At 49.6% G+C, this 22,614-nt stretch carries 21 protein-coding genes; 12 read left to right on the top strand and 9 right to left on the bottom strand.

From position 1 onward, the window contains the following. Positions 1-28: 28 nt before the first annotated feature. Positions 29-700 carry a phage shock protein PspA gene (pspA, locus tag DT73_RS06030; RefSeq protein ID WP_036105504.1) on the bottom strand — a complete coding sequence of 224 codons (672 nt, stop codon included), beginning with the start codon at positions 698-700 and terminating at the stop codon, positions 29-31. Between the two features lie 256 nt (positions 701-956). On the opposite strand from pspA, the gene pspF reads away from it, so the two are divergent. The 9 genes from pspF (at position 957) to pdeR (ending at position 13,090) form a co-directional block, all read left to right on the top strand. Next, a complete protein-coding gene (pspF, locus tag DT73_RS06025; protein WP_036105501.1) occupies positions 957-1,946 on the top strand; it encodes a phage shock protein operon transcriptional activator in 990 nt (329 codons plus the stop codon). 98 nt (positions 1,947-2,044) lie between these two features. Next, positions 2,045-3,682 carry an ABC transporter substrate-binding protein SapA gene (gene sapA, locus DT73_RS06020; RefSeq protein WP_036105500.1) on the top strand — a complete coding sequence of 546 codons (1,638 nt, stop codon included), beginning with the start codon at positions 2,045-2,047 and terminating at the stop codon, positions 3,680-3,682. Further along, entirely contained in the window at positions 3,679-4,644 is a 966-nt protein-coding gene (gene sapB / locus DT73_RS06015; protein ID WP_036105496.1) for a putrescine export ABC transporter permease SapB, read from the top strand. The genes sapA and sapB overlap by 4 nt, the downstream gene beginning before the upstream one ends. Further along, positions 4,631-5,521, top strand: a complete 891-nt coding sequence (gene sapC / locus DT73_RS06010; protein WP_036105492.1) for a putrescine export ABC transporter permease SapC — start codon at positions 4,631-4,633, stop codon at positions 5,519-5,521. Before sapB ends, sapC begins: the two co-directional genes overlap by 14 nt. Continuing rightward, on the top strand, positions 5,521-6,513 hold the full coding sequence (gene sapD, locus DT73_RS06005; RefSeq protein WP_036105490.1) for a putrescine export ABC transporter ATP-binding protein SapD: 993 nt from the start codon (positions 5,521-5,523) through the stop codon (positions 6,511-6,513). Before sapC ends, sapD begins: the two co-directional genes overlap by 1 nt. Before the next feature lie 2 nt (positions 6,514-6,515). Further along, positions 6,516-7,325 carry a putrescine export ABC transporter ATP-binding protein SapF gene (sapF, locus tag DT73_RS06000; RefSeq protein WP_036105487.1) on the top strand — a complete coding sequence of 270 codons (810 nt, stop codon included), beginning with the start codon at positions 6,516-6,518 and terminating at the stop codon, positions 7,323-7,325. A gap of 183 nt (positions 7,326-7,508) precedes the next feature. Next, positions 7,509-8,297 (top strand): enoyl-ACP reductase FabI, encoded by a 789-nt coding sequence (fabI, locus tag DT73_RS05995; protein WP_036105486.1) that lies wholly within the window; start codon positions 7,509-7,511, stop codon positions 8,295-8,297. 492 nt (positions 8,298-8,789) lie between these two features. After that, positions 8,790-10,721: an exoribonuclease II gene (locus DT73_RS05990; protein WP_036105483.1), complete on the top strand. Its 1,932-nt coding sequence runs from the start codon at positions 8,790-8,792 to the stop codon at positions 10,719-10,721. 377 nt (positions 10,722-11,098) lie between these two features. Continuing rightward, a complete protein-coding gene (pdeR, locus tag DT73_RS05985; protein WP_036105480.1) occupies positions 11,099-13,090 on the top strand; it encodes a cyclic di-GMP phosphodiesterase in 1,992 nt (663 codons plus the stop codon). On the opposite strand, the gene DT73_RS05980 is transcribed toward pdeR, so the two are convergent. Continuing rightward, positions 13,087-13,956: a crotonase/enoyl-CoA hydratase family protein gene (locus DT73_RS05980; protein WP_036105477.1), complete on the bottom strand. Its 870-nt coding sequence runs from the start codon at positions 13,954-13,956 to the stop codon at positions 13,087-13,089. The genes pdeR and DT73_RS05980 overlap by 4 nt on opposite strands. Before the next feature lie 497 nt (positions 13,957-14,453). On the opposite strand from DT73_RS05980, the gene DT73_RS05975 reads away from it, so the two are divergent. Beyond that, positions 14,454-14,633: a hypothetical protein gene (locus tag DT73_RS05975; RefSeq protein WP_036105474.1), complete on the top strand. Its 180-nt coding sequence runs from the start codon at positions 14,454-14,456 to the stop codon at positions 14,631-14,633. Between the two features lie 297 nt (positions 14,634-14,930). Beyond that, positions 14,931-15,149, top strand: coding sequence for an osmotically-inducible lipoprotein OsmB (osmB, locus tag DT73_RS05970; RefSeq protein WP_036105471.1), 219 nt, complete (start codon positions 14,931-14,933; stop codon positions 15,147-15,149). 82 nt (positions 15,150-15,231) lie between these two features. Here osmB and yciH read toward each other — a convergent pair whose 3' ends face one another. From yciH to DT73_RS26725, 6 genes are all read right to left on the bottom strand, one after another. Next, a complete protein-coding gene (yciH, locus tag DT73_RS05965; protein WP_036105467.1) occupies positions 15,232-15,558 on the bottom strand; it encodes a stress response translation initiation inhibitor YciH in 327 nt (108 codons plus the stop codon). Beyond that, positions 15,559-16,293 carry an orotidine-5'-phosphate decarboxylase gene (gene pyrF, locus DT73_RS05960; protein ID WP_036105464.1) on the bottom strand — a complete coding sequence of 245 codons (735 nt, stop codon included), beginning with the start codon at positions 16,291-16,293 and terminating at the stop codon, positions 15,559-15,561. Between the two features lie 161 nt (positions 16,294-16,454). Continuing rightward, positions 16,455-17,624, bottom strand: a complete 1,170-nt coding sequence (gene lapB, locus DT73_RS05955) for a lipopolysaccharide assembly protein LapB (protein WP_036105461.1) — start codon at positions 17,622-17,624, stop codon at positions 16,455-16,457. Between the two features lie 3 nt (positions 17,625-17,627). After that, a complete protein-coding gene (locus DT73_RS05950; RefSeq protein WP_036105458.1) occupies positions 17,628-17,927 on the bottom strand; it encodes a LapA family protein in 300 nt (99 codons plus the stop codon). 153 nt (positions 17,928-18,080) lie between these two features. Further along, positions 18,081-18,767, bottom strand: a complete 687-nt coding sequence (gene pgpB, locus DT73_RS05945) for a phosphatidylglycerophosphatase B (RefSeq protein WP_235234427.1) — start codon at positions 18,765-18,767, stop codon at positions 18,081-18,083. Next, a complete protein-coding gene (locus DT73_RS26725) occupies positions 18,676-18,876 on the bottom strand; it encodes a hypothetical protein (protein WP_235234428.1) in 201 nt (66 codons plus the stop codon). The genes pgpB and DT73_RS26725 overlap by 92 nt, the downstream gene beginning before the upstream one ends. Before the next feature lie 138 nt (positions 18,877-19,014). On the opposite strand from DT73_RS26725, the gene ribA reads away from it, so the two are divergent. Continuing rightward, positions 19,015-19,605: a GTP cyclohydrolase II gene (ribA, locus tag DT73_RS05940; RefSeq protein ID WP_036105452.1), complete on the top strand. Its 591-nt coding sequence runs from the start codon at positions 19,015-19,017 to the stop codon at positions 19,603-19,605. Positions 19,606-19,650: 45 nt separating this feature from the next. Here the strand turns inward: ribA and acnA are convergent, their stop codons facing one another. Next, a complete protein-coding gene (gene acnA / locus DT73_RS05935; protein WP_036105449.1) occupies positions 19,651-22,335 on the bottom strand; it encodes an aconitate hydratase AcnA in 2,685 nt (894 codons plus the stop codon). Positions 22,336-22,614: the final 279 nt, after the last annotated feature.

Genomic DNA, 22,614 nt, shown 5'->3' with positions numbered 1-22,614 from the left:
GACGCTCACACAGGGTATCTGCGTGCAATCAGGCGTTGTTGTCCTTGTTCATTTTGGCTTTCAGTGCCGCAATTTGCGCACTGATTTCATCATCGGCCTTTAATTCAGCAAATTCCTGATCAAGGGTTTTGCTTTTACCAAACCGGTGGCTTTCTGCTTCTGCTTCCATCTGGTCGATACGGCGCTCAAACGCATCAAAACGTGCCATTGCTTCATCCAGTTTTCCGTTATCAAGCTGGCGACGCACATCACGTGATGAAGCCGCTGCCTGATGGCGCAAAGCCAGGGCTTGCTGGCGGGCACGGGTTTCAGTCAGTTTATTCTCAAGCTCACCGATTTCTGTTTTCATGCGCAGCAAGGTTTCATCAATGTGCCCGACTTCGTCATTGAGGCTGGTAATAAGATCTGTAAGCTTTTGTTTTTCGATCAATGCTGCACGAGCCAGATCTTCTTTTTCTTTTCTCAGCGCCAGCTCAGCCTTTTCCTGCCACTCCTGCTGGCGAGCCAGTGCCTGGTCAATACGGCGGGTCAGCTGTTTTTTCTCTGCCAGCGCACGGGCAGACGTTGACCGTACTTCAACCAGTGTATCTTCCATTTCCTGAATCATCAGCCGCACCAGTTTTTGCGGATCTTCTGCTTTCTCTAACAAGGAGTTGATATTGGCATTGATGATGTCAGTAAAGCGCGAAAAAATTCCCATTTAAACCTCCTTAACCTGCCACACTTAACGTCGCCAGGTTCTGTGTTGAGCCAGGCCAGGCTGGCATACCTTTTACTTAGCTCTGGTATTCGCTATCGCTATCACCATCGCGATTACACTTCTGCTGTACCCTCTGGTTATTACAAATTGCGTGCCAATGTTTTATCTGATTGAAATAAAACATTTTTAACTATTTTACCTTCCAGCCAGACCTGGCTATAGTGGTTAGATACACCATTAAATAGTGAATTTAACCATGATGGATGAGAAAGATAACCTGGTTGGCGAAGCCAATAACTTTCTTGAGGTGCTGGAGCATGCCTCACGCCTGGCCCAACTGAACAAACCCGTTCTGGTGGTTGGTGAACGGGGAACCGGTAAGGAGCTGGTCGCTCACCGTATTCACTACTTATCGCCGCGCTGGCAGGGGCCGTTTGTTTCGCTCAACTGTTCGGCACTTAATGAAAACTTACTGGATTCAGAGCTTTTTGGGCATGAGGCAGGTGCATTTACAGGGGCGCAAAAACGCCACCCTGGCAGGTTCGAACGCGCCGAAGGTGGTACTCTTTTTCTCGACGAACTGGCAACAGCTCCCATGCAGGTTCAGGAAAAGCTATTGCGGGTTATTGAGTACGGCGAGCTTGAACGTGTCGGTGGTACCCAGCCGCTCAAGGTTGATGTAAGGCTGGTTTGTGCCACAAATGCCGACTTACCTGCACTGGCACACAGCGGCCAGTTCAGAGCCGACTTGCTGGACCGCCTTGCCTTCGATGTGGTTACCCTGCCCCCGTTACGCCAGCGGCAGCCAGATATTCTGTTACTGGCCCAACACTTTGCCATTCAAATGTGCCGTGAAATGGGGTTGCCGCTCTTTACCGGTTTCAGTGAACAGGCCGAGTCGCAGTTACTGGCCTGGCCCTGGCCGGGTAATATTCGTGAACTGAAAAATGTTGTTGAACGCTCGGTTTACCGCCATGGTCCGGACCCGGATGTACTCGACAATATTGTTTTCAACCCTTTTTCAAGTTCCGGTTCGCAGTTAGCCGGGGAAGAACCTGCCAGATCACCCGCGCTTTCAGCACCGGTTTTACCCATAGATTTACGGGTATTTCAGTTGCAACAAGAGAAAGATTTGGTACTAACCAGCCTGCAACAAGCCAGGTTTAACCAGAAAACGGCAGCGGAAAAATTGGGATTAACCTACCACCAGTTACGTGCATTGCTCAAAAAACATCAAATTCACTAGCTGGTTGGTGATATTTACAGCAAACATCCCGACATTTTTTGGGATGCCGATAAGAGTGCGATACACTTAAGTTATTGGTTATCGTCACTCAAAAAAATATGCGCTCATTTCTCGTTTCATTGCTGGCCTTGCTGGGTTCTTTTAGCAGCACAGCTTATGCTACGTCACAGGACTCGCCACCAGACATTCGCCAGAGTGGCTTTGTCTATTGTGCCAACGGCCAGGTTAATACCTTTAATCCGCAAAAAGTCAGTGAAGGATTAACGGTAGATACCCTTGCGGCTCAGCTTTATGACCGGTTGCTCGACGTAGATCCCTACACTTACCGCCTGGTGCCTGAGCTCGCTCAAAGCTGGGAAGTGCTGGATAATGGCGCGACCTTCCGCTTCCATTTACGCCATGACGTGGCATTTCAGACTACTGAATGGTTTGCACCAACCCGTAATTTTAATGCTGATGATGTGGTGTTCAGTTTTAAACGCATTTTCGACAAAAACGACCCATGGCATAACGTTAACGGCGACAGCTACCCCTATTTCGATAGTCTTCAGTTTGCCGATACCATTGAAAGTATCCGCAAGCTTGATAATTACACAGTTGAGTTTCGTCTTAAGCGCCCGGATGCTTCTTTCTTATGGCATCTTGCCACGCACTATGCGTCGGTAATGTCTGCTGAATATGCCCACAAGCTGGAAAATGCTGGAAAGCAGGAGTTAATTGACCGCCTGCCGGTAGGCACCGGGCCGTTTAAACTCGCCGAATACCGCTCGGGGCAATTTATTCGCCTGGCGCGGCATGAACATTACTGGCGCGGAGAGCCTAAAATGCCCCAGGTGGTGGTTGATATGGGTACCGGTGGCACCGGGCGTATGTCGCGGCTGCTTACTGGGGAATGCGATGTACTTGCGTGGCCTGCTGCCAGCCAGTTGACCGTTTTGCGTGATGACCCGCGTTTGCGCCTGACTTTGCGCCCCGGGATGAACATTGCATTTTTGGCGTTTAACACCAACAAACCACCGCTTAATAACCCGGCAGTGCGCCATGCGTTGTCATTATCAATTAACAACCAACGCCTGATGCAGTCAATTTATTATGGTACGGCGGAAACAGCGGCCTCTATTCTGCCGCGCGCATCATGGGCTTACGATAGCAGCTCCAAAATTACCGAATACAACCCGGAAAAATCACGCCAGCAACTGGAAGCGCTGGGTATCAAGAATTTGACATTACAACTTTGGGTTCCAACCACTTCGCAGCCCTGGAACCCCAGCCCACTTAAAACCGCTGAGCTGATTCAGGCAGATATGGCACAAGTGGGTGTGAAGGTGGTTATCCGTGCAGTGGAAGGCCGTTTCCAGGAAGCCCGTTTAATGGATATGAGCCACGACCTGACATTAACCGGTTGGGCAACAGACAGTAATGACCCGGACAGTTTCTTCCGCCCGTTATTGAGTTGCGCTGCAAGCCGTTCGCAAACCAACTTCTCTCACTGGTGTGACCGGGGTTTTGATGCAGTGCTACAACAGGCGCTGGATTCACCACAGCTTTCATCGCGTATTGAAGCCTACCACCACGCTCAGCAAATTCTGGCGCAGGAACTCCCTGTCCTGCCGCTGGCGTCTTCCCTGCGTTTGCAGGCCTACCGGTATGATATGAAAGGACTGGTGCTGAGCCCCTTCGGCAGTGCTTCATTTGCTGGTGTATGGCGTGAAATCCCTGAGGTGAAAAAACCATGATTATTTTCACATTGCGCCGCTTGTTACTATTGATGGTTACCTTGTTTCTGTTGTCGTTTGTTGGGTTCAGCCTGTGTTATTTCACCCCACATGCGCCCTTACAGGGAGCCTCTTTCTGGAACGCGTGGCTATTTTGGTTCAATAGCTTAATCCACTGGGATTTTGGTGTTTCCAGTATTAATGGCCAGTCTATTAATGAGCAACTTGCTGAGGTTTTCCCGGCAACACTGGAATTATGTATCTTGTCGTTCGGCCTGGCACTGGTAATAGGTATCCCTCTGGGCATGCTGGCTGGTATCACCCGTTATAAATGGCAGGATAACGTGATTTCAACTCTCGCTCTGGTAGGCTTTTCAATTCCTGTCTTTTGGCTGGCGCTGTTGCTGACATTATTTTTCTCTCTCACGCTGGGCTGGTTACCTGTCTCGGGCAGAATTGACTTGCTATACCAGGTCAAAGATGTGACAGGTTTTGCGCTGATTGATGCCTGGCTTTCGGACTCACCTTATCGCGACCAAATGATTATGAGTGTGCTGCGCCATATGGTGCTGCCAGTTGCCACGCTGACTCTCGCGCCAATGACTGAAGTAGTACGCCTGATGCGTATCAGTACAGTCGAAGTATTTGATACTAATTACATTAAAGCAGCAGCCACGCGTGGAATGTCACGTTTTACCGTGCTGCACCGCCACGTATTGCATAATGCCCTTCCACCGGTTATTCCCCGTCTGGGTTTACAGTTTTCAACGATGCTCACGCTCGCCATGATAACCGAAGTGGTGTTTAGCTGGCCGGGTCTTGGGCGCTGGCTGGTTAACGCTATTCGCCAACAAGATTATGCCGCCATCTCTGCAGGAGTAATGGTTATTGGCTCGTTAGTTATCATTGTCAATGTTGTTTCAGATATTCTGGGTGCGCTTGCCAACCCATTGAAACATAAGGAATGGTATGCCCTACGATAATGTTTACAGCGAAAAGCGCCCACCCGGCCCGTTGCTGATTACCTGGCGAAAATTTTATGGTGACACGCCAGCAATGATTGGCCTGTATGGTTGTGGTGCGTTATTACTGCTGTGCCTGTTCGGTCATTTTTTTGCCCCTTATGGTATTGACCAGCAATTTCTGGGCTACCAGCTACTGCCGCCTTCATGGTCGCGTTATGGTGATGTGTCTTTCTTTCTCGGCACGGATGATTTAGGGCGCGATGTATTAAGCCGGTTGCTCAGCGGCGCATTACCCACGGTTGGTGGAGCGTTTGCTGTCACCCTGGCGGCAGCATTTTGCGGGCTAATCATGGGCGTATTTGCTGGTTCAACCCATGGTCTGCGTTCTGCAGCGCTTAACCATATTCTGGACACGTTGTTGTCGATTCCGTCCCTGTTACTGGCGATTATTGTTGTTGCTTTCGCCGGGCCACATTTGTCTCATGCCATGTTTGCGGTCTGGCTTGCTTTGTTACCGCGTATGGTGCGTTCAGTTTATTTGCTGGTGCATGATGAGCTGGAAAAAGAGTATGTCATCGCCACACGCCTTGATGGCGCTTCCACACTGAATATTCTGGTTTACTCAGTTCTGCCCAATATTGCCGCCGGGCTGGTTGGGGAAGTCACCCGCGCTTTTTCTATTGCGATTCTGGATATTGCGGCACTTGGTTTTCTCGACCTTGGCGCACAGCTTCCCTCTCCTGAATGGGGCGCGATGCTGGGTGATTCCCTTGAGTTGATTTATGTCGCGCCCTGGACCGTGATGTTACCCGGTGCTGCTATCATGGTAAGTGTCCTGTTGATTAACCTGCTGGGTGATGGTATTCGCCGCGCAATCATCTCCGGGGTGGAATAATGCCACTATTAGATATACGTAATCTGACCATTGAATTTAAAACCAACGAAGGCTGGGTTAAAGCTGTTGACCGGGTAAGCCTGACGCTGAATGAAGGCGATGTGCGTGGTTTGGTTGGGGAGTCTGGTTCAGGTAAAAGCCTGATAGCCAAAGCGTTATGTGGTATCACGAAAGATAACTGGCGTGTCACGGCAGACCGTATGCGCTTTAATGACATCGATTTGATGCGCCTTTCTACCCGGGAACGCCGTAAGCTTATTGGCCACAATGTTTCAATGATTTTTCAGGAACCCCAGTCTTGCCTGGATCCTTCGGAATCCATTGGCCGCCAGTTAATGCAAAATATCCCGGGCTGGACCTGGAAAGGCCGTTGGTGGAAACGGTTTGGCTGGCGTAAACGCCGGGCTATTGAGCTGCTGCACCGTGTGGGCATCAAAGATCATAAAGACGCCATGCGCAGTTATCCGTATGAGTTGACGGAAGGTGAATGCCAGAAAGTGATGATTGCCATTGCCCTGGCAAACCAACCAAGGTTGTTGATTGCCGATGAACCCACCAATGCAATGGAACCCACCACGCAGGCGCAAATTTTCCGCTTACTCAGCCGGTTAAACCAGAACAACAATACGACGATTTTGTTAATAAGCCATGACCTGCAAATGCTCAGCCAATGGACAGACCGTATTATTGTTATGTATTGCGGGCAAACCGTGGAATCGGCCCCCAGCGATGAACTGATATCAATGCCTTACCACCCATATACCCAGGCACTGATTCGTGCCATCCCTGATTTCGGCAGTGCAATGCCGCACAAAAGCCGGCTTAACACCCTGCCTGGCGCCATTCCGTTACTGGAACATTTGCCCATTGGTTGCCGCCTTGGCCCACGCTGCCCTTATGCACAGCGTGAATGCATTGAGACACCTCGCCTGACCGGTGCGCGTAGCCGCCAGTATGCATGCCACTTCCCGTTAAACATGGAGAGCCAGTAATCATGGTGGAAACATTACTCGAAGTCCGCAACCTGAGTAAAACCTTCCGCTATCGTACAGGAATGTTTCACCGGCAACTGGTTGAAGCGGTTAAACCACTGAGTTTTATGCTCAGGGAGCGGCAGACACTGGCTATTATTGGTGAGAATGGTTCTGGTAAATCTACGCTGGCGAAAATGCTGGCAGGGATGGTAGAGCCAACAGACGGAGAAGTGGTGATTAATGATCACCCCTTGCATTATGGCGATTATGCATGGCGATGCCAGCAAATACGCATGATCTTTCAGGATCCTTCGACATCACTCAACCCTCGCCAACGGGTTTCCCAAATTCTCGATTTCCCATTACGGCTGAATACCGAGTTAGAGCCAGAGGCTCGACGCAAACAAATAGTGGAAACACTTCGCATGGTTGGGTTGTTACCTGATCACGCCAGCTATTACCCGCATATGCTTGCCCCAGGGCAAAAGCAGCGCCTGGGCCTTGCCCGCGCGTTAATCCTCAGGCCAAAAGTGATTATTGCCGATGAAGCACTGGCGTCTCTGGATATGTCGATGCGTTCTCAGTTGATTAACCTCATGCTGGAATTGCAGGAAAAACAAGGTATTTCATATATTTATGTTACCCAGCACATTGGCATGATGAAACACATTAGTGACCAGGTGATGGTGATGCAACATGGTGAGGTCGTTGAGCGTGGCAGTACCGCGGATGTACTTGCTTCCCCGTTGCACGAACTAACTCGCAGGCTTATCACCAGCCACTTTGGTGAAGCGCTGACCGCAGATGCCTGGCGTAAAGATAACAAATAGATGCACACCCGCTTTTCGTGGCACGCTGGTTGGATGAGGCGCCTGGTTATTGAGTGATATACTGCTCCGCCTGCCCGGCAGTGAGTTATAACTTCGGGCTGATTGCGAATAACTAATTGAAAAAATTGCTTTTAATAATTTGAATTTAAAAGCAAACAAGTACTGACGATAAGGATTAAAACTATGGGTTTTCTTTCCGGTAAGCGCATTCTGGTTACTGGCCTGGCCAGCAACCGCTCCATCGCCTACGGTATTGCTCAGGCTATGCACCGTGAAGGTGCTGAGCTTGCTTTCACTTACCAGACTGACAAACTGAAAGGCCGCGTGGAAGAGTTTGCTGCCAATTTTGGTTCCAGCATCGTACTGCAGTGTGATGTCGCTGAAGATGCCAGTATCGACAGCATGTTTGCTGAGCTGGCTACAAGCTGGCCGAAATTCGATGGTTTTGTACATTCTATTGGTTTTGCTCCGGCCGACCAGTTAGATGGTGACTACGTCAATGCTGTCACCCGTGAAGGCTTCAAAATCGCTCATGACATCAGTGCATACAGCTTTGTCGCAATGGCTAAATCCTGCCGCCAAATGCTGAATCCCGGCTCAGCATTGTTAACGCTGTCTTATCTCGGTGCTGAACGTGCCATTCCTAACTACAACGTTATGGGGCTGGCTAAAGCGTCTCTGGAAGCCAATGTCCGTTACATGGCCAATGCCATGGGGCCTGAAGGTGTGCGTGTAAACGCTATTTCAGCGGGTCCGATTCGTACCCTGGCAGCCTCCGGCATTAAAGATTTCCGTAAAATGCTGGCCCACTGCGAAGCGGTAACGCCCATTCGCCGTACCGTGACTATCGAAGACGTGGGTAATACAGCTGCGTTCCTGTGTGCAGACCTTTCAGCCGGGATTTCCGGTGAAGTTGTCCATGTTGATGGCGGCTTCAGCATTGCTGCAATGAATGAGCTTGAACTGAAATAATTCGTCCTGGCGTTTTCTGGTTCAACAGCAAAGAGCAGTGAAACACTGCTCTGAGTCTGATGACAAACCTCATGTTCGCACAGAACGAGAGGATGTCACCCAATAAAAAAACAGGAAAATCAAGTCATTGATTTTCGCCTGCTAACTAAAAAGAAGGAAAAACCACGCTTTTTCCTTCTTTTTCATCAATCTGAAAGAGCAGTGAAACACTGCTCTTTTTTATGCCCACAACACTGAGCGCATTCCGAATAAGCGGGCTGTAATAGATTACCGGCCCCGGGTTGTTTGGCAGTTAACCATGACCCAATGGCCGAACGACCCTAAAGCACTGTACTGATAAAACGTATTTATCCGGACAACCTGCTTGTAATCAGGTTACGTCAAGGGGAATAATTGCACGGACAAGTGATAACACAGGCAAACTTCACTTGCCGCCATACCCGTATTCGCGTAAAACTGTCTGCCGCTCTTTAGGCTACCGATACCAATATTATGTTTCAGGATAACCCGCTGCTTGCGCAGCTAAAACAGCAACTTCATTCTCAAACCCCGCGAGCAGAAGGCGTGGTCAAAGCAACTGAAAAAGGATTTGGCTTCCTTGAGGTTGACGCGCAAAAAAGCTATTTCATTCCACCTCCGCAAATGAAGAAAGTGATGCATGGCGACCGGATTATTGCCGTCATTCACACAGACAAGGATCGTGAATCGGCTGAACCCGAAGAGCTGGTTGAACCTTTCCTGTCTCGCTTTGTGGGCCGGGTCCAAAAGAAAGACGATAAACTGTCTATTATTCCCGATCATCCACTGCTGCGTGATGCCATTCCTTGCCGCCCTGCCCGCCAGGTGGATCATGAGTTCCAGCAAGGTGACTGGGCTGTGGCAGAAATGCGCCGTCACCCGTTAAAAGGTGACCGCACTTTTTATGCCGAACTGACTCAATTTATCACCTTCAGTGATGATCATTTCGTCCCATGGTGGGTAACGCTTGCACGCCATAACCTTGAACGTGAAGCACCCGATGGTGTTGCCACTGAACAACTGGATGAGCACCTGAACCGTGAAGATTTAACCCAACTGGAGTTTGTCACCATTGACAGCGCCAGCACGGAAGATATGGATGACGCGCTGTTTGTTCAGGTTACAGAAGGTGATGTACTGCAACTGACTGTTGCTATCGCAGACCCAACAGCCTGGATTGCTGAAAACAGCAAGTTGGATAAAATTGCTCAGGTTCGCGCCTTTACCAACTACCTGCCTGGCTTCAACATTCCAATGCTGCCACGTGAACTGTCTGATGACCTGTGTTCACTGCGCCCGAACATGCCGCGCCCGGTGCTGGCTTGCCGCATGGATATTCTTGCTGATGGCGCCATTGCGAACATCCATTTCTTTGCCGCAACCATTGAATCTAAGGCCAAACTGGCTTATGACAATGTTTCTGATTATCTTGAGAAACAAGGCGAGTGGCAGCCTGACGCTGAAGCTGTAGCACAACAAATTGGTCTGTTGGCTCAAATTTGCCAGCGCCGCAGTCAATGGCGTGAAACCAATGCGCTGGTGTTTAAAGACCGCCCGGATTACCGCTTTATTCTCGGTGAAAAAGGTGAAGTGCTGGACATCGTTGCTGAACCGCGCCGGATTGCCAATCGCATTGTTGAAGAGTCCATGATTGCAGCCAACCTTTGTGCTGCACAGGTATTGAAAGAAAAACTGGGCTTTGGCATTTACAACATCCATGCCGGTTTTGACCCATCTTCTGTTGAGCAACTTGCGACTTTACTGAAAAGCCACGGAATTGAAGCAGATGCTCAGGCATTGCTTACCCTGCCAGGTTTCTGCACCCTGCGCCGTGAACTCGACAGCCAGCCATCCTCTTTCCTGGACAGCCGCACCCGTCGTTTCCAGTCTTTTGCGGAAATCAGCACTGAACCAGGTGCCCACTTTGGACTGGGTTTTGAAGCCTACGCAACCTGGACATCACCGATTCGTAAATATGGCGACATGGTAAACCATCGTCTGCTGAAAGCGATTATCAAAGGTGAAACAATTGCCCGCCCTGCAGATGAACTGACGGTTCAAATGGCTGAGCGTCGCCGTCTTAACCGCATGGCTGAACGAGATGTCGGTGACTGGCTGTATGCACGGTTCCTGAATGATAAAGCAGGCACGGATACTCAGTTTAATGCTGAGGTAATTGATGTTTCACGTGGTGGTATGCGCGTACGTCTGGTTGATAACGGCGCAGTTGCCTTTATTCCTGCACCGTTTATTCATGCTGTTCGTGATGAACTGGTGTGTAGCCAGGAGCTGGGTACCGTGCAAATCAAAGGTGAAACCTGTTTCAAAGTTACCGATGTCATCCGGGTTACCATTGCGGAAGTCCGTATGGAAACACGCAATATTATTGCCCGTATCGCTGGTTAATATTGATGGTGGGTGGTATCACTCACCATCATCAGGCATCAGGGGCTGGTTGCTCTTTTTTATGAACAGCAATTAAAGAGGGGAATCATCGTGTTATCCCTGGTTGTCTGCATAGTTAAAGCCTCCAATTGGAGGCTTTTTTTATCGTTTATCTGCAGAATTCCCTTATCTCAAATGCGTTAATGTATAGCATGGGGAGTGCTGATTATTTTTAAGATAAATTCTGCGGGTATTGTGAGGCGCATCTGATTTGTTCACGCCGTGGTGGTCACATCACTTGTAAAAACAATCAGTTTTGTAATTTTCGCCCTACTATATTAAGGTTGATTAGTTAACCGCACTTATTAATGTGCAACATTGTGGGTTCAGGAGAAACCATGAAAGACGATCTGGAGCAGAACCTCCTTTTTCGTTATTCAGGCAGCTACAGCCCTTTCTGGCGCTTACCTGCTGACAGCAATGCGCTTCAGTTATCCGCCGCAGAACACGCGGAAACGTCGCAAGTGGTTGCTCTTACCCAGGAGCAGGCAGACCATATCCGTGAAATGACGGTTATTACGTCGAGCCAGACAATTTTGGTGTCTCTGTTCGGTGCTGATGTCACGCTGCACCTTGTTGGCCGTAAGTTGTCGCGCCAGGAATGGGGCGGCTCTGTCTCCTGCTGGAATGACACACCGTCTACAACTCGCGATTTAATCCATGGGCTGTCTTTCGCTGAACAGGTTGTAGCCGAAGCCAATTCAGTTATTGTGGTGCTGGATAAACTCGGGAATATCCAGCGGTTTAACCGTTTGAGTGAAGAATATACCGGCCTCAAAGAGCATGAGGTTGTGGGTAAAAATGTCTTCAAACTTTTCATGACGCCAACTGAAGCCGCAGCTTCAAGGCGTAATGTCAGCGCATTTTTTCACAACGGAAATGCGTATGAAGTTGAGCGTTGGGTGAAAACGCTCAAAGGGCAGCGCCTGTTTCTGTTTCGCAATAAGTTTGTGCATAACGGCAGCGGTAAGAATGAAATTTTTCTTATCTGCTCCGGGACAGATATTACAGAAGAGCGGCGAGCTCAGGAGCGCCTGCGTGTTCTGGCTAACACCGATGCCATAACTGGCCTGCCTAACCGTAATGCCATTAATGACCTGATTGCCGATGCAATAGAGAAGCGCGGTGACAGCCAGGTTGGTGTGGTTTATCTTGACCTGGATAATTTCAAGAAAGTGAACGATGCCTATGGGCATATGTTTGGCGACCAGCTGTTACAGGCAGTGTCTCTTGCAATTCTCGGTTGTCTGGATGGGGAACAAACACTGGCTCGCCTGGGCGGTGATGAGTTTATTATTCTGGCGAGCAACACCACACAGGTGGCGCTGGAAGCCATGTCATCACGGATTATTTCCCGCCTGCGCCAGGCTTTCCGTATTGGGCTTATTGAAGTCTACACCGGGTGTTCACTGGGTATAGCTATCGCCCCGCAACACGGTACTGATCGTGAAAGTGTTATTCGTAACGCAGACACTGCCATGTACACAGCCAAAGAAAACGGCCGGGGTAAATTTTGTGTTTTCTCCCCAGAGATGAACCAGCGTGTTTTCGAATATTTATGGCTGGACACCAATTTACGCAAGGCGCTGGATAACCAGCAATTAGTTATTCATTACCAACCAAAAGTCACCTGGCGTGGTGAAGTGAGGAGTGTCGAAGCCTTAGTGCGCTGGCAATCTCCGGAACGGGGTTTGATAGCACCAACAGATTTTATCAGTTATGCCGAAGAGTCCGGGCTGATTGTGCCTTTGGGGCGTTGGGTTATGCTTGATGTCATTCAGCAAGTCGCGAAATGGCGCAAAAAAGGGATAAATTTGCGTGTCGCCGTCAATATTTCTGCCCGGCAACTGTCTGACCAGACAATCTTCAGTGATTTAAAACAGGCACTGGCTGATCTCAACTTTGAATATTGCCCGGTTGATGTTGAGTTGACCGAGAGCTGCCTGATTGAAAATGAGGAACTGGCACTGTCAGTGATTCAGCAATTCAGCCGGTTAGGCGCACAGATTCACCTGGATGATTTTGGCACGGGGTACTCTTCCCTTTCACAGCTTGCCCGTTTCCCCATTGACGCTATTAAACTCGATCAGAGTTTTGTGAAAGAAGTTTATAAGCACCCGGTTTCACAATCTTTAGTCAGGGCGATTGTCGCTGTTGCGCAGGCTCTTAATCTGCAAGTGATTGCCGAAGGTGTGGAAAGCAAAAAAGAAGACGCCTTTCTTATTAAGAACGGCGTCAATGAACGGCAAGGTTTTCTATTTGCTAAACCTATGCCTGCTGCTTCTTTCGAACGATGGTATAAACGTTATCAGGCAAGAACCGGGTTTTAACCTGCCTTACGGATCGCCGTGGCAACATGGCGATCCTGTAACATCACCAGCCTTTCCATATAACTGATATCCCGGGATTCAAGTGCAAAGGCGCTCTCCACCCAGTCTTCAGTGATATCCATGAGCTCCGACCGGGGTAACGTCATTACCCGGGCTCTGGCTCGCAGCATCGCCCTGATACCATTAAGTTTAGTGCGAAAGGTATCAATTAACGTTCGCGTCGCTATATAGCCCTTTCCTGGTTCAAATAATTGGTCAACCAGGCCGTGATTTTGGTACCACTCAGCAGTATGAGATTCACCTTTGTATATAAGCTCCTCGGCGAGCTTCATACCAGAACGGCGGGCAACCAGGGAGTACGCGCCCATTCCTGGAAAAAGATTAAACGCGATTTCAGGGAAACCCATTCGGGCATCATGTTGCGCCAGTACAAAATGGTGTGCCAGAGCAGCCTCAAAGCCACCTCCCAGCGCGCTACCTTCTACCATAGCCATACTGATTGCTCCAGTATCGAAACCACGTGCGGCTGCATGTACGCAGTCTACACAGGCTCTTGCATAGGCGCGTAGTGCCTCACGTTTGCCGTTACGGATGCAATCAATAAAGAAGTTAAGGTCTCCGCCGGTATTAAACATATCGGGGACTAAAGAACCGGTAACCCAAAAATCCACAGCCATACCTAGTTTTTTTACCAGATAACTCAGGTTCATGATTTCCTCAATTAATTGGTGATTAAAGCATGGGCGGGGTTGAGAACTCAGCATCATCCACACGGTACGTCGTTCCTCTTCGTAATACCCGACAAGTTGAGTAAAACGATTAGTATCTGTAAAGCGTTCACAGCCCGGTTGGTTGTTTAATGTCATAGTCGTATCCTGCCAAATTCATCATGAAGACAGATCTAATGTCATTAGATCCCCTTGCTGAACAAAGGATTGCCTGATTCTGGCTTTCTCTGGGCAGCAACTGAGAGTTTGCGGCAAAATTGACACATGTTCATTGCCAGATAATAGTTCCGCATCTGACTGACGGCGAAAACAGCAATATTGTTCAAAATACCTTAGGTTATCAGAGGGAAACTCAGTGCAATTAACAACCACTAGCTGGCAGATTCGTCTCAACTGCAATTATTTGAGAGACGGCTATAACTGAAAACGTATAAATAAGCGCTAAAACGTCTTTATAACTATAGATTTGTGCTTCTCGCGCCCTGCAGATTCAGGCACTATACATACAGCTATGTGGTTCACGTTGTGGGTGTAATGGGCAAGCAGGGTTATAAAAGATATTGTTCTGCCAATTAACCTGTGGCAAACGTGGTAGCTGCATGCTGAGGTATAAAAGTGATTTATAAGGAGGCACCATGGCAGAACTTGACCCCCGAGAACTGGCCGCACGAATTGATACCGTGCTAAATATTCTTGTTGCTGGTGATTACGCTTCAGCAATCAACAACCTGGAAATTCTTAAGCAAGAACTGGAGTCACAATATAGCCAGTCTGCGGACAAACAAGGCACACCCCCTTATCCCTGGGAAGTTTAACCAGTATCCGGTGCCTGGTGCATCGGATTACTCTTCAGCAGTGACATATCCTGCCACTACATAATTTTGCAGCTAAATTGCTCAATCACTCGCTTAAAAATACAACTCACCCGGCTATTGTCTGGTATTCAGGATTATTCCTGGCAGGCATTAAGACTATTTACCTGTTTAAACCATCAGGGAAATTTACAATTAAACAAACCGCGATGCTGGCAACGCATTGTTTCGCGGTTGGTAGATTCATAGCGGCAGAGATTAGTCAGTCGCCGTTATGAAGTAATTACTCTGGAGAATGTTATGTCAGTTTCTAGCAAAAAAATTGCCTCAGCGGCGTTAGCCTTAACTCTTGCGATGTCGTTATCTGCCTGCTCACACTGGTCCAATCGTGACCGAAATACCGCAATTGGTGCAGGTGCCGGGGCTCTTGGCGGGGCTGTTCTTACAGGTGGCAGCACACTGGGTACATTAGGCGGAGCTGCTATTGGCGGTATTATTGGCCACCAGGTTGGAAAATAAAGAAATCATGAATGAGTCATAGCTGGCAGGGAAAGCCAGCTATGAAAATTGGAGCATGGGAAGTTGAAGCAATATCGAGTATTTAACCGCCAGCCAGTTTCACTTTGAAACCCTGCGTTTCAAGCACGCTCTTCAGCAGGTCTCGCTTATCACCCTGAATTTCGATAACCCCGTCTTTAACTGACCCGCCACAACCACATTTCTTCTTGAGATCTGCTGCGATTTTGGCAATGGTTGCGTCATCAGCATCAATCCCGGTAATTACGCAGACACCCTTACCTTTACGGCCACTGGTCTGGCGCTGGATACGGACAATTCCGTCGCCCGCAGGCCGGGACACTGGCGCTGGGGCTTCTTTGATACGCCCGGTTTCCGTCGAATAAACAAGACGGCTGTCTTTATCACTCATTTATAGCCCCTGTAACGACGCGAGAATCGCTTTAAGTGCCTGTGCAGGGTCTGCGGCACGAGTCACAGGCCGGCCGATAACCATATAGTCTACACCTGCAGCCTGAGCGGCTACCGGGGTCATAATACGACGCTGGTCGCCTGCATCACTCCCTTCAGGGCGTATTCCTGGAGTAACGAGGCGAAACTCTTTGCCAATGACCTGTTTGAAACGCACAGCTTCCTGTGCAGAACATACAACCCCGTCAAGCCCGCACCGGTTGGTCAACAGCGCCAGGCGTTCCGCGTATTCTGCAGGCGAAACAGTAATGCCAAGATCCGCGAGGTCAGAGGCTTCCATGCTGGTAAGCACAGTAACAGCAATCAATAATGGCGCGTCTGCTCCAAAAGGCACCAGTGCCTCTTTCGCCGCACTCATCATTCGCGCACCACCGCTGGCATGCACATTGACCATCCACACGCCTAAATCAGCAGCCGCAGCAACAGCTCTTGCTGTTGTGTTGGGGATATCATGGAATTTAAGGTCGAGGAAGACATCGAAGCCACGCTGATGAAGTTCGCGAACAAAATCTGGCCCAAAGCGGGTGAACATTTCTTTCCCTACTTTCAGCCGACAGTCGCTGGCATCGATACGGTCGACAAAGGCAAGTGCCTCATCTCGTTTGTCATAATCAAGCGCGACAACAATCGGTGAGTTCGTCGTGTGTCGGTGAGAAGATGAAGCAGATAGCGTCATAGTCAGATCCTGTTCTGGTAGCGGAAGCAAACAAACGGCAAGCATTCTACCTGCCCTCACGTAAAAATGACAGGTGCTTTGCCCTGCAAAGCCTGAGCTCGGAGCTGAGGTAAAATAATTTACCAACTATAAGTATGTTGTAACTAATGTATGATAAAAAATTATTGGCCGTCCAGCCCACGAATTGGTTTTACTGAAGCCCAGGCCCTGCATGACGGGCAATGCCAGTACAACGTATACGCAGTAAAACCACACTTCTGGCAACGGTAACGTGGTTTGCTACGCAGTTGCTCCCCAACCATATCACGCAGTACCACCAGGCTTTCCCGCGCCCGCCCTTCTTCGGCATCATTCAGGTGGTAATCCATAAGTTGGTGAAACACACGCATAGTCGGGTGCTGTTGCAGTTGGTGGGTAATATAAACTTGCGCGGCTTCGTGCCCTTCATGCTCAGCAATGATCTCTGCCAGCATTAGCTCTGCGGTGGCACCGGTATTTTCCTCAACGCAGCGGCGCAAAAATGCCACCCATTCCCCTTCACGGCCAGCCTGCTGGTAACAGGTGCGCAGCATCTCCAGAATTTCGGGAACCAGTTCTTTATCTTGTTCAGGCACACGAAGTAAGTGTTCGATGGCTTTGCGGAAATCACCCTGGTTCATATAAATACGCCCCAGCATGATGGAGATACGGGCACTGTTTTTGTCCGCCGCATCGCCCTTTTTCAGGAAGGTTAACGCTTTGTCGGTATCGTCACTGCCTAATGCCTGCAACGCCAGTTCACAATAAAAATGGGCGATCTCCATACGCTGGCGATCTTTGCCCAGTTTCACCAGGCGCTCTGCGGTATCAATTGCTTTTTGCCAGTCACTGGTTGACTGGTAAATTTGCAGTAACTGTTGTAAAGCCCCAATGCGAAAATCAGTTTCGTCCGTAAGCTGAATAAACATGCTTTCGGCTCTGTCATACAGCCCAGCCGCCATATAATCACGGCCCAGTTGCTGAATAGCCAGCAAGCGTTGTTCATAGGACAACGAGGCGCTTTCCATTAATGCCTGATGGATACGAATAGCCCGGTCAACCTCACCCCGCGAGCGAAACAAATTACCTAAAGTCAGGTGAGCTTCAACGGTACCGGTGTCTTCCTTAAGCATTTCAAGGAACAAATCGACAGCTTTGTCTTGTTGGTTACTGAGGAGAAAGTTCACGCCAGCAACATATTCGCGAGACAGCCGGTTTGCTTCCTGTTGCTTGTCCTGCTGAGCACTACGACGCCCCATATACCAACCATATGCAGCCGCCACAGGTAAGAGCAGGAACAACAATTCGAGCATAAATTAACCCCGGGAGTCCGACACTGTTGCCTCACCAGCAGCTGGGGAAATTTGCTGTTCAAGGCGTTTAATTCTGCGTTGCGCGCGCCCTAAAGATAAACGAGTCTTCAGCCAGAACAGCCCACAAACCACCCAGCCAATGATGAACCCGAGGCCAAACAACGAAGCCATAAGCGTTGAAACACGGTATTCGCCCTGAGCAATCAGGAAATTGAAGGTGACTTGCTGATCATTTTGCGCCCCCAGAGTGATTGAGATAACAAAGATAACCAGCACGACTAAGAAGATAAGAATATATTTCACACGACTTCCCGTAATGTGGAGTAGCGCGGCAGGTTATGCCGCCTTAAATGCCTCATTCTGCCCTATAAATTATCATTTACCTGGGCCCGCGCAAAATACAAAACAAGGCATTTCCTTTAGATGGTGACGAAAGTAGCGAAATCAAGCCTCACGCTAAGGGTTTTCTTGCACAGGTTGCCCCCGGCACCATAGCTGAGTCAGCCAGCAGGCAACTAATACAATGCAGGCAGAAATACCGGTTGCCATGAGTAAATCCTGCGGCCAGTGCATTCCAAGAGCCAGGCGGCTGGCCATAACGCCCACGGCCCAGGCAGTAACCAGTATAACGGTTATTCGATGCCCGCGAGGCCAAAGCAAGCCAATCGCCAGTAACGCCCAACTGGCTGCAAACATGGTGTGCCCGGAAGGGAACGCAAAGCCAGTTTCTTTTTCCCAGTGTTTGCGTAACCAGGAAGGCAATTCCGGGCTATTGCGTAATTGCTGTGCAACCAGCGCCGCACGCTGGTGCCTGGGCAGGCTGTAAAATTGTTCTACCGGCACCTGGTGTTGTTGTTCAAGCCAGACAACGTAAGGCCTTGGCTCCTGCACATGCTCTTTAATGGCCGACTTTATGCCCTGCCCGGCCAGTACCGCGCAGCCCAGCAGAAGCAGCAGTAACACAGCAGATTTTAACCGGAACCGCAGGCACCATAAAAACCAGACACACAGGAGACAATGCGTAAGGATCCCGAAGGGCTGCGTCACAGTTTCAGTTAGCCAGAATAAGGGTAACAACCAGGCAGGGTAACCGTTGGGTTGCCAGTGCCAGTTGCTCAGCATTACAGCCAAAGGTAATAACATCAGCAGTAACATACCCGCCAAAATTCGTATAGCTTGCGCTGGCATCACGACTCCACTGTTCTGTAAGGCCCAGGCAGAATACCTGAATTGTGCACGCATGGGTAAACATATCCAAAAACAACAGAGTAAAAATAGCCGCACAAAAGCCAATGAAGCGAATTGCCGCTGGTTATGGCAAAATGCTGGATAATAAAAGTGAGGCCAGCCATCTGGCCGACATAACTTGTGCTGTAAACTGGAGATTCACATGCAGCTTAAACGTGTGGCAGAAGCCAAACTGCCTACCCCATGGGGCGATTTCCTGATGGTGGGTTTTGAAGAACTGGCAACGGGCCAGGACCATGTTGCACTGGTCTACGGTGATATCAGTGGTAATACGCCTGTGCTTGCCCGCGTGCATTCTGAATGCCTGACAGGCGATGCATTATTCAGCCTGCGTTGCGATTGCGGTTTTCAACTTGAAGCGGCACTGGCGCACATTGCCGAAGAAGGCCGGGGGATTTTACTGTATCACCGCCAGGAAGGCCGTAATATTGGTCTGTTGAATAAAATTCGCGCCTATGCGCTGCAGGACCAGGGCTATGACACCGTCGAAGCAAATCACCAGTTAGGTTTTGCTGCCGATGAGCGCGATTTCACTTTATGCGCAGACATGTTCAAATTGCTGGGCGTTGAAGCGGTTCGCCTGCTGACCAACAACCCCAAGAAGGTGGAAATACTGACTGAAGCCGGCATTAACATTGTTGAGCGTGTCCCCCTGATTGTGGGCCGCAACCCCAACAACGAACGTTATCTGGCAACCAAAGCGGCAAAAATGGGCCACCTGTTATCTGAATAACCCTTTCTCATCCCCGGCAAGCATTGCTCTGCCGGGGAATTCACATTATACCGCCCCCGCCATTTTGCGAATAACGTAATGCAGTATTCCGCCATTGCGGTAGTACTCATATTCATTACTGGTATCAATACGGCACCGGCATGCTACTGACTGGCGTTTGCCATCGCGGGCAAAAGTGACGTTAACTGTGCTGCCTGGCGCTACCTGGCTCGCGTCATCAATTGAGATTAACTCTTCACCGGTAATGGCCAGGCTGGTTCGCGTTTCGCCCTGAGGAAATTCCAGTGGCAGTACCCCCATGCCTATCAGGTTGGAGCGGTGAATACGCTCAAAAGATTCTGCTATGACCACTTTGACACCCAACAGCATCGGTCCTTTTGCCGCCCAGTCACGACTGGAACCAGACCCATACTCTTTCCCTGCAACTACAACCAGTGGTACACCTTCCGCCTGGTAAGCCATTGCTGCATCATAGATGGGCAATGTTTCATTGCCCGGCAAATGGCGCGTAATGCCGCCTTCTGTACCCGGCACCATTTCATTGCGAATACGGATATTGGCAAAAGTACCACGCATCATGACTTCGTGATTTCCCCGGCGCGAACCATAGGAATTGAATTCCTCTGGCTGAACGCCGTGTTGTTGCAGGTAAAGCCCCGCCGGGCTGTCGGGTTTAATATTACCTGCAGGTGAAATATGGTCTGTCGTTACTGAATCTCCCAACACTGCAAGAACCCGGGCGTTAACCACAGGTTTGAGAGGAGCTGGCACCTTTTGCATGTCATCAAAAAACGGTGGGCGCCTTATATAGGTGGAGTCTGCCTGCCATGGGTAGGTTTCACTGCTGGCAACAGTAATAGCACGCCAGGCGTCTGTACCAGTGAATACTTCAGCATATTCTTGCCTGAACAGATGGCTGGTAACCGCTGAAACAGCTCCGGTAATTTGCTCGCTACCGGGCCAGATATCTTTCAGGTATACCGGTTTGCCGTGATGCCCATGACCCAATGGATCATGATGCAGATTGCAGTTCATATTCCCGGCAAGTGCATAGGCCACTACCAGCGGGGGTGAAGCCAGCCAGTTCGTTCTGACCAGTGGGTGAATTCGCCCTTCAAAGTTACGGTTGCCGGATAACACCGCCCCGACTGTCAAATCGCCTGCTTTAATGCCCTCTTCAATGGGCTGTGGTAGTGGGCCTGAATTACCGATGCAGGTTGTACAACCGTACCCAACAAGGTTAAACCCCAGTTTTTCCAGCCAGGGCATCAAACCGGCCTCGTGCAGGTAATCTGTTACGACCTTTGAGCCGGGAGCCAGGGAGGCTTTGACCCAGGGTGCACGTTGTAGCCCCTTTTCAACAGCATTTTTTGCCAGTAACCCTGCAGCCAGCATGACATTGGGGTTTGAGGTATTGGTACAGGAAGTAATCGCTGCAATTACCACCGCACCGTCTTTGAGTGTGAAAGTGTCACCGTTATAAGTAACTTCAGGTAGTGTGTCTGTAGTGGTATTCCGGTTGACTGAAAGCTCACAGGCTTGTTTAAACGCACCAGGCACATCGCCCAGAGCAACACGGTCCTGGGGGCGTTTAGGCCCGGCAAGGCTGGGTTCTACATCAGGCAAATTAAGGTGCAGAGTGGAAGTAAACTGTGGTTTATCACCCGCCTTACGCCACAGCCCTTGAGCCTTTGTATACTGCTCAACTAAAGCCACCTGCTCTTCGTCACGCCCGGTCAGGCGCAGGTAATCAAGCGTGACATCATCAACAGGGAAATACCCACAGGTGGCGCCATATTCCGGAGCCATGTTGGCTATAGTTGCACGGTCTGCCAGCGGGAGTTCACTCAGGCCGTCGCCATAAAACTCGACAAACTTACCCACCACACCATGTTTACGCAGCATCTGCGTCACCGTTAACACCAGATCTGTGGCAGTAATACCTTCTGCAAGGTGCCCATTCAATTCAAAACCAACCACATCAGGAATCAGCATAGAAACAGGTTGCCCGAGCATCGCGGCCTCTGCCTCGATCCCGCCAACACCCCAGCCCAGGATCCCAAGGCCATTTATCATTGTCGTGTGGGAGTCGGTTCCAACCAGAGAGTCAGGGAATACATACCATTCGCCGTCCTCACTTTGTTCAGACCAAACTGTTTTACCAAGGTATTCCAGGTTCACCTGGTGGCAAATACCGGTGCCAGGCGGCACTACACGGAAATGGTTAAATGCCTGCTGCCCCCAGCGCAGAAATGTATAGCGTTCGTGATTACGGGTCATTTCCAGCGAGACATTCTGTTCGAATGCGTGGCTGTCGCCAAAATGGTCAACCATCACTGAGTGGTCAATCACCAGGTCAACATCAGACAAGGGGTTAACCTGGCGGGCTTCACCCCCTAACCGTGATACTGTTTCACGCATCACTGCCAGGTCGACAACAGCGGGCACCCCAGTGAAATCCTGCATCAGAACACGCGTTGGCCGCCAGGCTATTTCACGCCCGGCATGCCCACCAGAAAGCCAGCTAACCAAAGCGCTGATATCACTCTGCGTTACTGTTTTTTCATCATGAAAACGTAACAGGCTTTCCAGCAGAATTTTGAGAGACTTGGGCAGCAGGGATAACTCCGCACCCAGGTGACGTGCAGCCTCAGGAAGGCTGTAGTAGGTATATCGGCGGTTATTAAGAGCAAGTGTTGATTTACAGGCTTCTCCTGTTGTTAACGACATAGCGCCTCCTTAACGAGCAAGTCTGGCATTCCCCTTTCAGGTGCAGGGAGTTGTCATTAAAGATAACACAAAATATTGATAACACTTTTGCAACAGCACAAACAGGCACACAAGATTGCGCGCCTGCCAGGCAAATTAATGCAAGAGATATTGCAGATGAAGGTGATTCATAGATGAAAAAAATGAATCTTCAATTCGGGCAATTACAAATGTGATTAATATCTCGCTAATAAAAATATATGTGTTAATTTTGTGCAGATCGATCACATATATTCGTGG

Source organism: Mangrovibacter sp. MFB070 (assembly GCF_000705335.1).
Taxonomy (GTDB): domain Bacteria; phylum Pseudomonadota; class Gammaproteobacteria; order Enterobacterales; family Enterobacteriaceae; genus Mangrovibacter; species Mangrovibacter plantisponsor.
The sequence above is the reverse complement of the archived record's forward strand: the minus strand, read 5'-3'. Positions and strand labels throughout refer to the sequence as shown.

Coding starts and splice junctions, on each gene's coding strand:
- lapB (WP_036105461.1), bottom strand. CDS start 17,624: ATGCTCGAATTGTTGTTCCTGCTCTTACCTGTGGCGGCTGCATATGGT.
- sapB (WP_036105496.1), top strand. CDS start 3,679: ATGATTATTTTCACATTGCGCCGCTTGTTACTATTGATGGTTACCTTG.
- yciH (WP_036105467.1), bottom strand. CDS start 15,558: ATGAGTGATAAAGACAGCCGTCTTGTTTATTCGACGGAAACCGGGCGT.
- pgpB (WP_235234427.1), bottom strand. CDS start 18,767: ATGTTATTACCTTTGGCTGTAATGCTGAGCAACTGGCACTGGCAACCC.
- sapA (WP_036105500.1), top strand. CDS start 2,045: ATGCGCTCATTTCTCGTTTCATTGCTGGCCTTGCTGGGTTCTTTTAGC.
- DT73_RS05975 (WP_036105474.1), top strand. CDS start 14,454: ATGGCAGAACTTGACCCCCGAGAACTGGCCGCACGAATTGATACCGTG.
- ribA (WP_036105452.1), top strand. CDS start 19,015: ATGCAGCTTAAACGTGTGGCAGAAGCCAAACTGCCTACCCCATGGGGC.
- pspA (WP_036105504.1), bottom strand. CDS start 700: ATGGGAATTTTTTCGCGCTTTACTGACATCATCAATGCCAATATCAAC.
- acnA (WP_036105449.1), bottom strand. CDS start 22,335: ATGTCGTTAACAACAGGAGAAGCCTGTAAATCAACACTTGCTCTTAAT.
- osmB (WP_036105471.1), top strand. CDS start 14,931: ATGTCAGTTTCTAGCAAAAAAATTGCCTCAGCGGCGTTAGCCTTAACT.
- pspF (WP_036105501.1), top strand. CDS start 957: ATGATGGATGAGAAAGATAACCTGGTTGGCGAAGCCAATAACTTTCTT.
- sapC (WP_036105492.1), top strand. CDS start 4,631: ATGCCCTACGATAATGTTTACAGCGAAAAGCGCCCACCCGGCCCGTTG.
- DT73_RS26725 (WP_235234428.1), bottom strand. CDS start 18,876: ATGTTTACCCATGCGTGCACAATTCAGGTATTCTGCCTGGGCCTTACA.
- pdeR (WP_036105480.1), top strand. CDS start 11,099: ATGAAAGACGATCTGGAGCAGAACCTCCTTTTTCGTTATTCAGGCAGC.
- sapD (WP_036105490.1), top strand. CDS start 5,521: ATGCCACTATTAGATATACGTAATCTGACCATTGAATTTAAAACCAAC.
- pyrF (WP_036105464.1), bottom strand. CDS start 16,293: ATGACGCTATCTGCTTCATCTTCTCACCGACACACGACGAACTCACCG.
- sapF (WP_036105487.1), top strand. CDS start 6,516: ATGGTGGAAACATTACTCGAAGTCCGCAACCTGAGTAAAACCTTCCGC.
- fabI (WP_036105486.1), top strand. CDS start 7,509: ATGGGTTTTCTTTCCGGTAAGCGCATTCTGGTTACTGGCCTGGCCAGC.
- DT73_RS05980 (WP_036105477.1), bottom strand. CDS start 13,956: ATGACATTAAACAACCAACCGGGCTGTGAACGCTTTACAGATACTAAT.
- DT73_RS05990 (WP_036105483.1), top strand. CDS start 8,790: ATGTTTCAGGATAACCCGCTGCTTGCGCAGCTAAAACAGCAACTTCAT.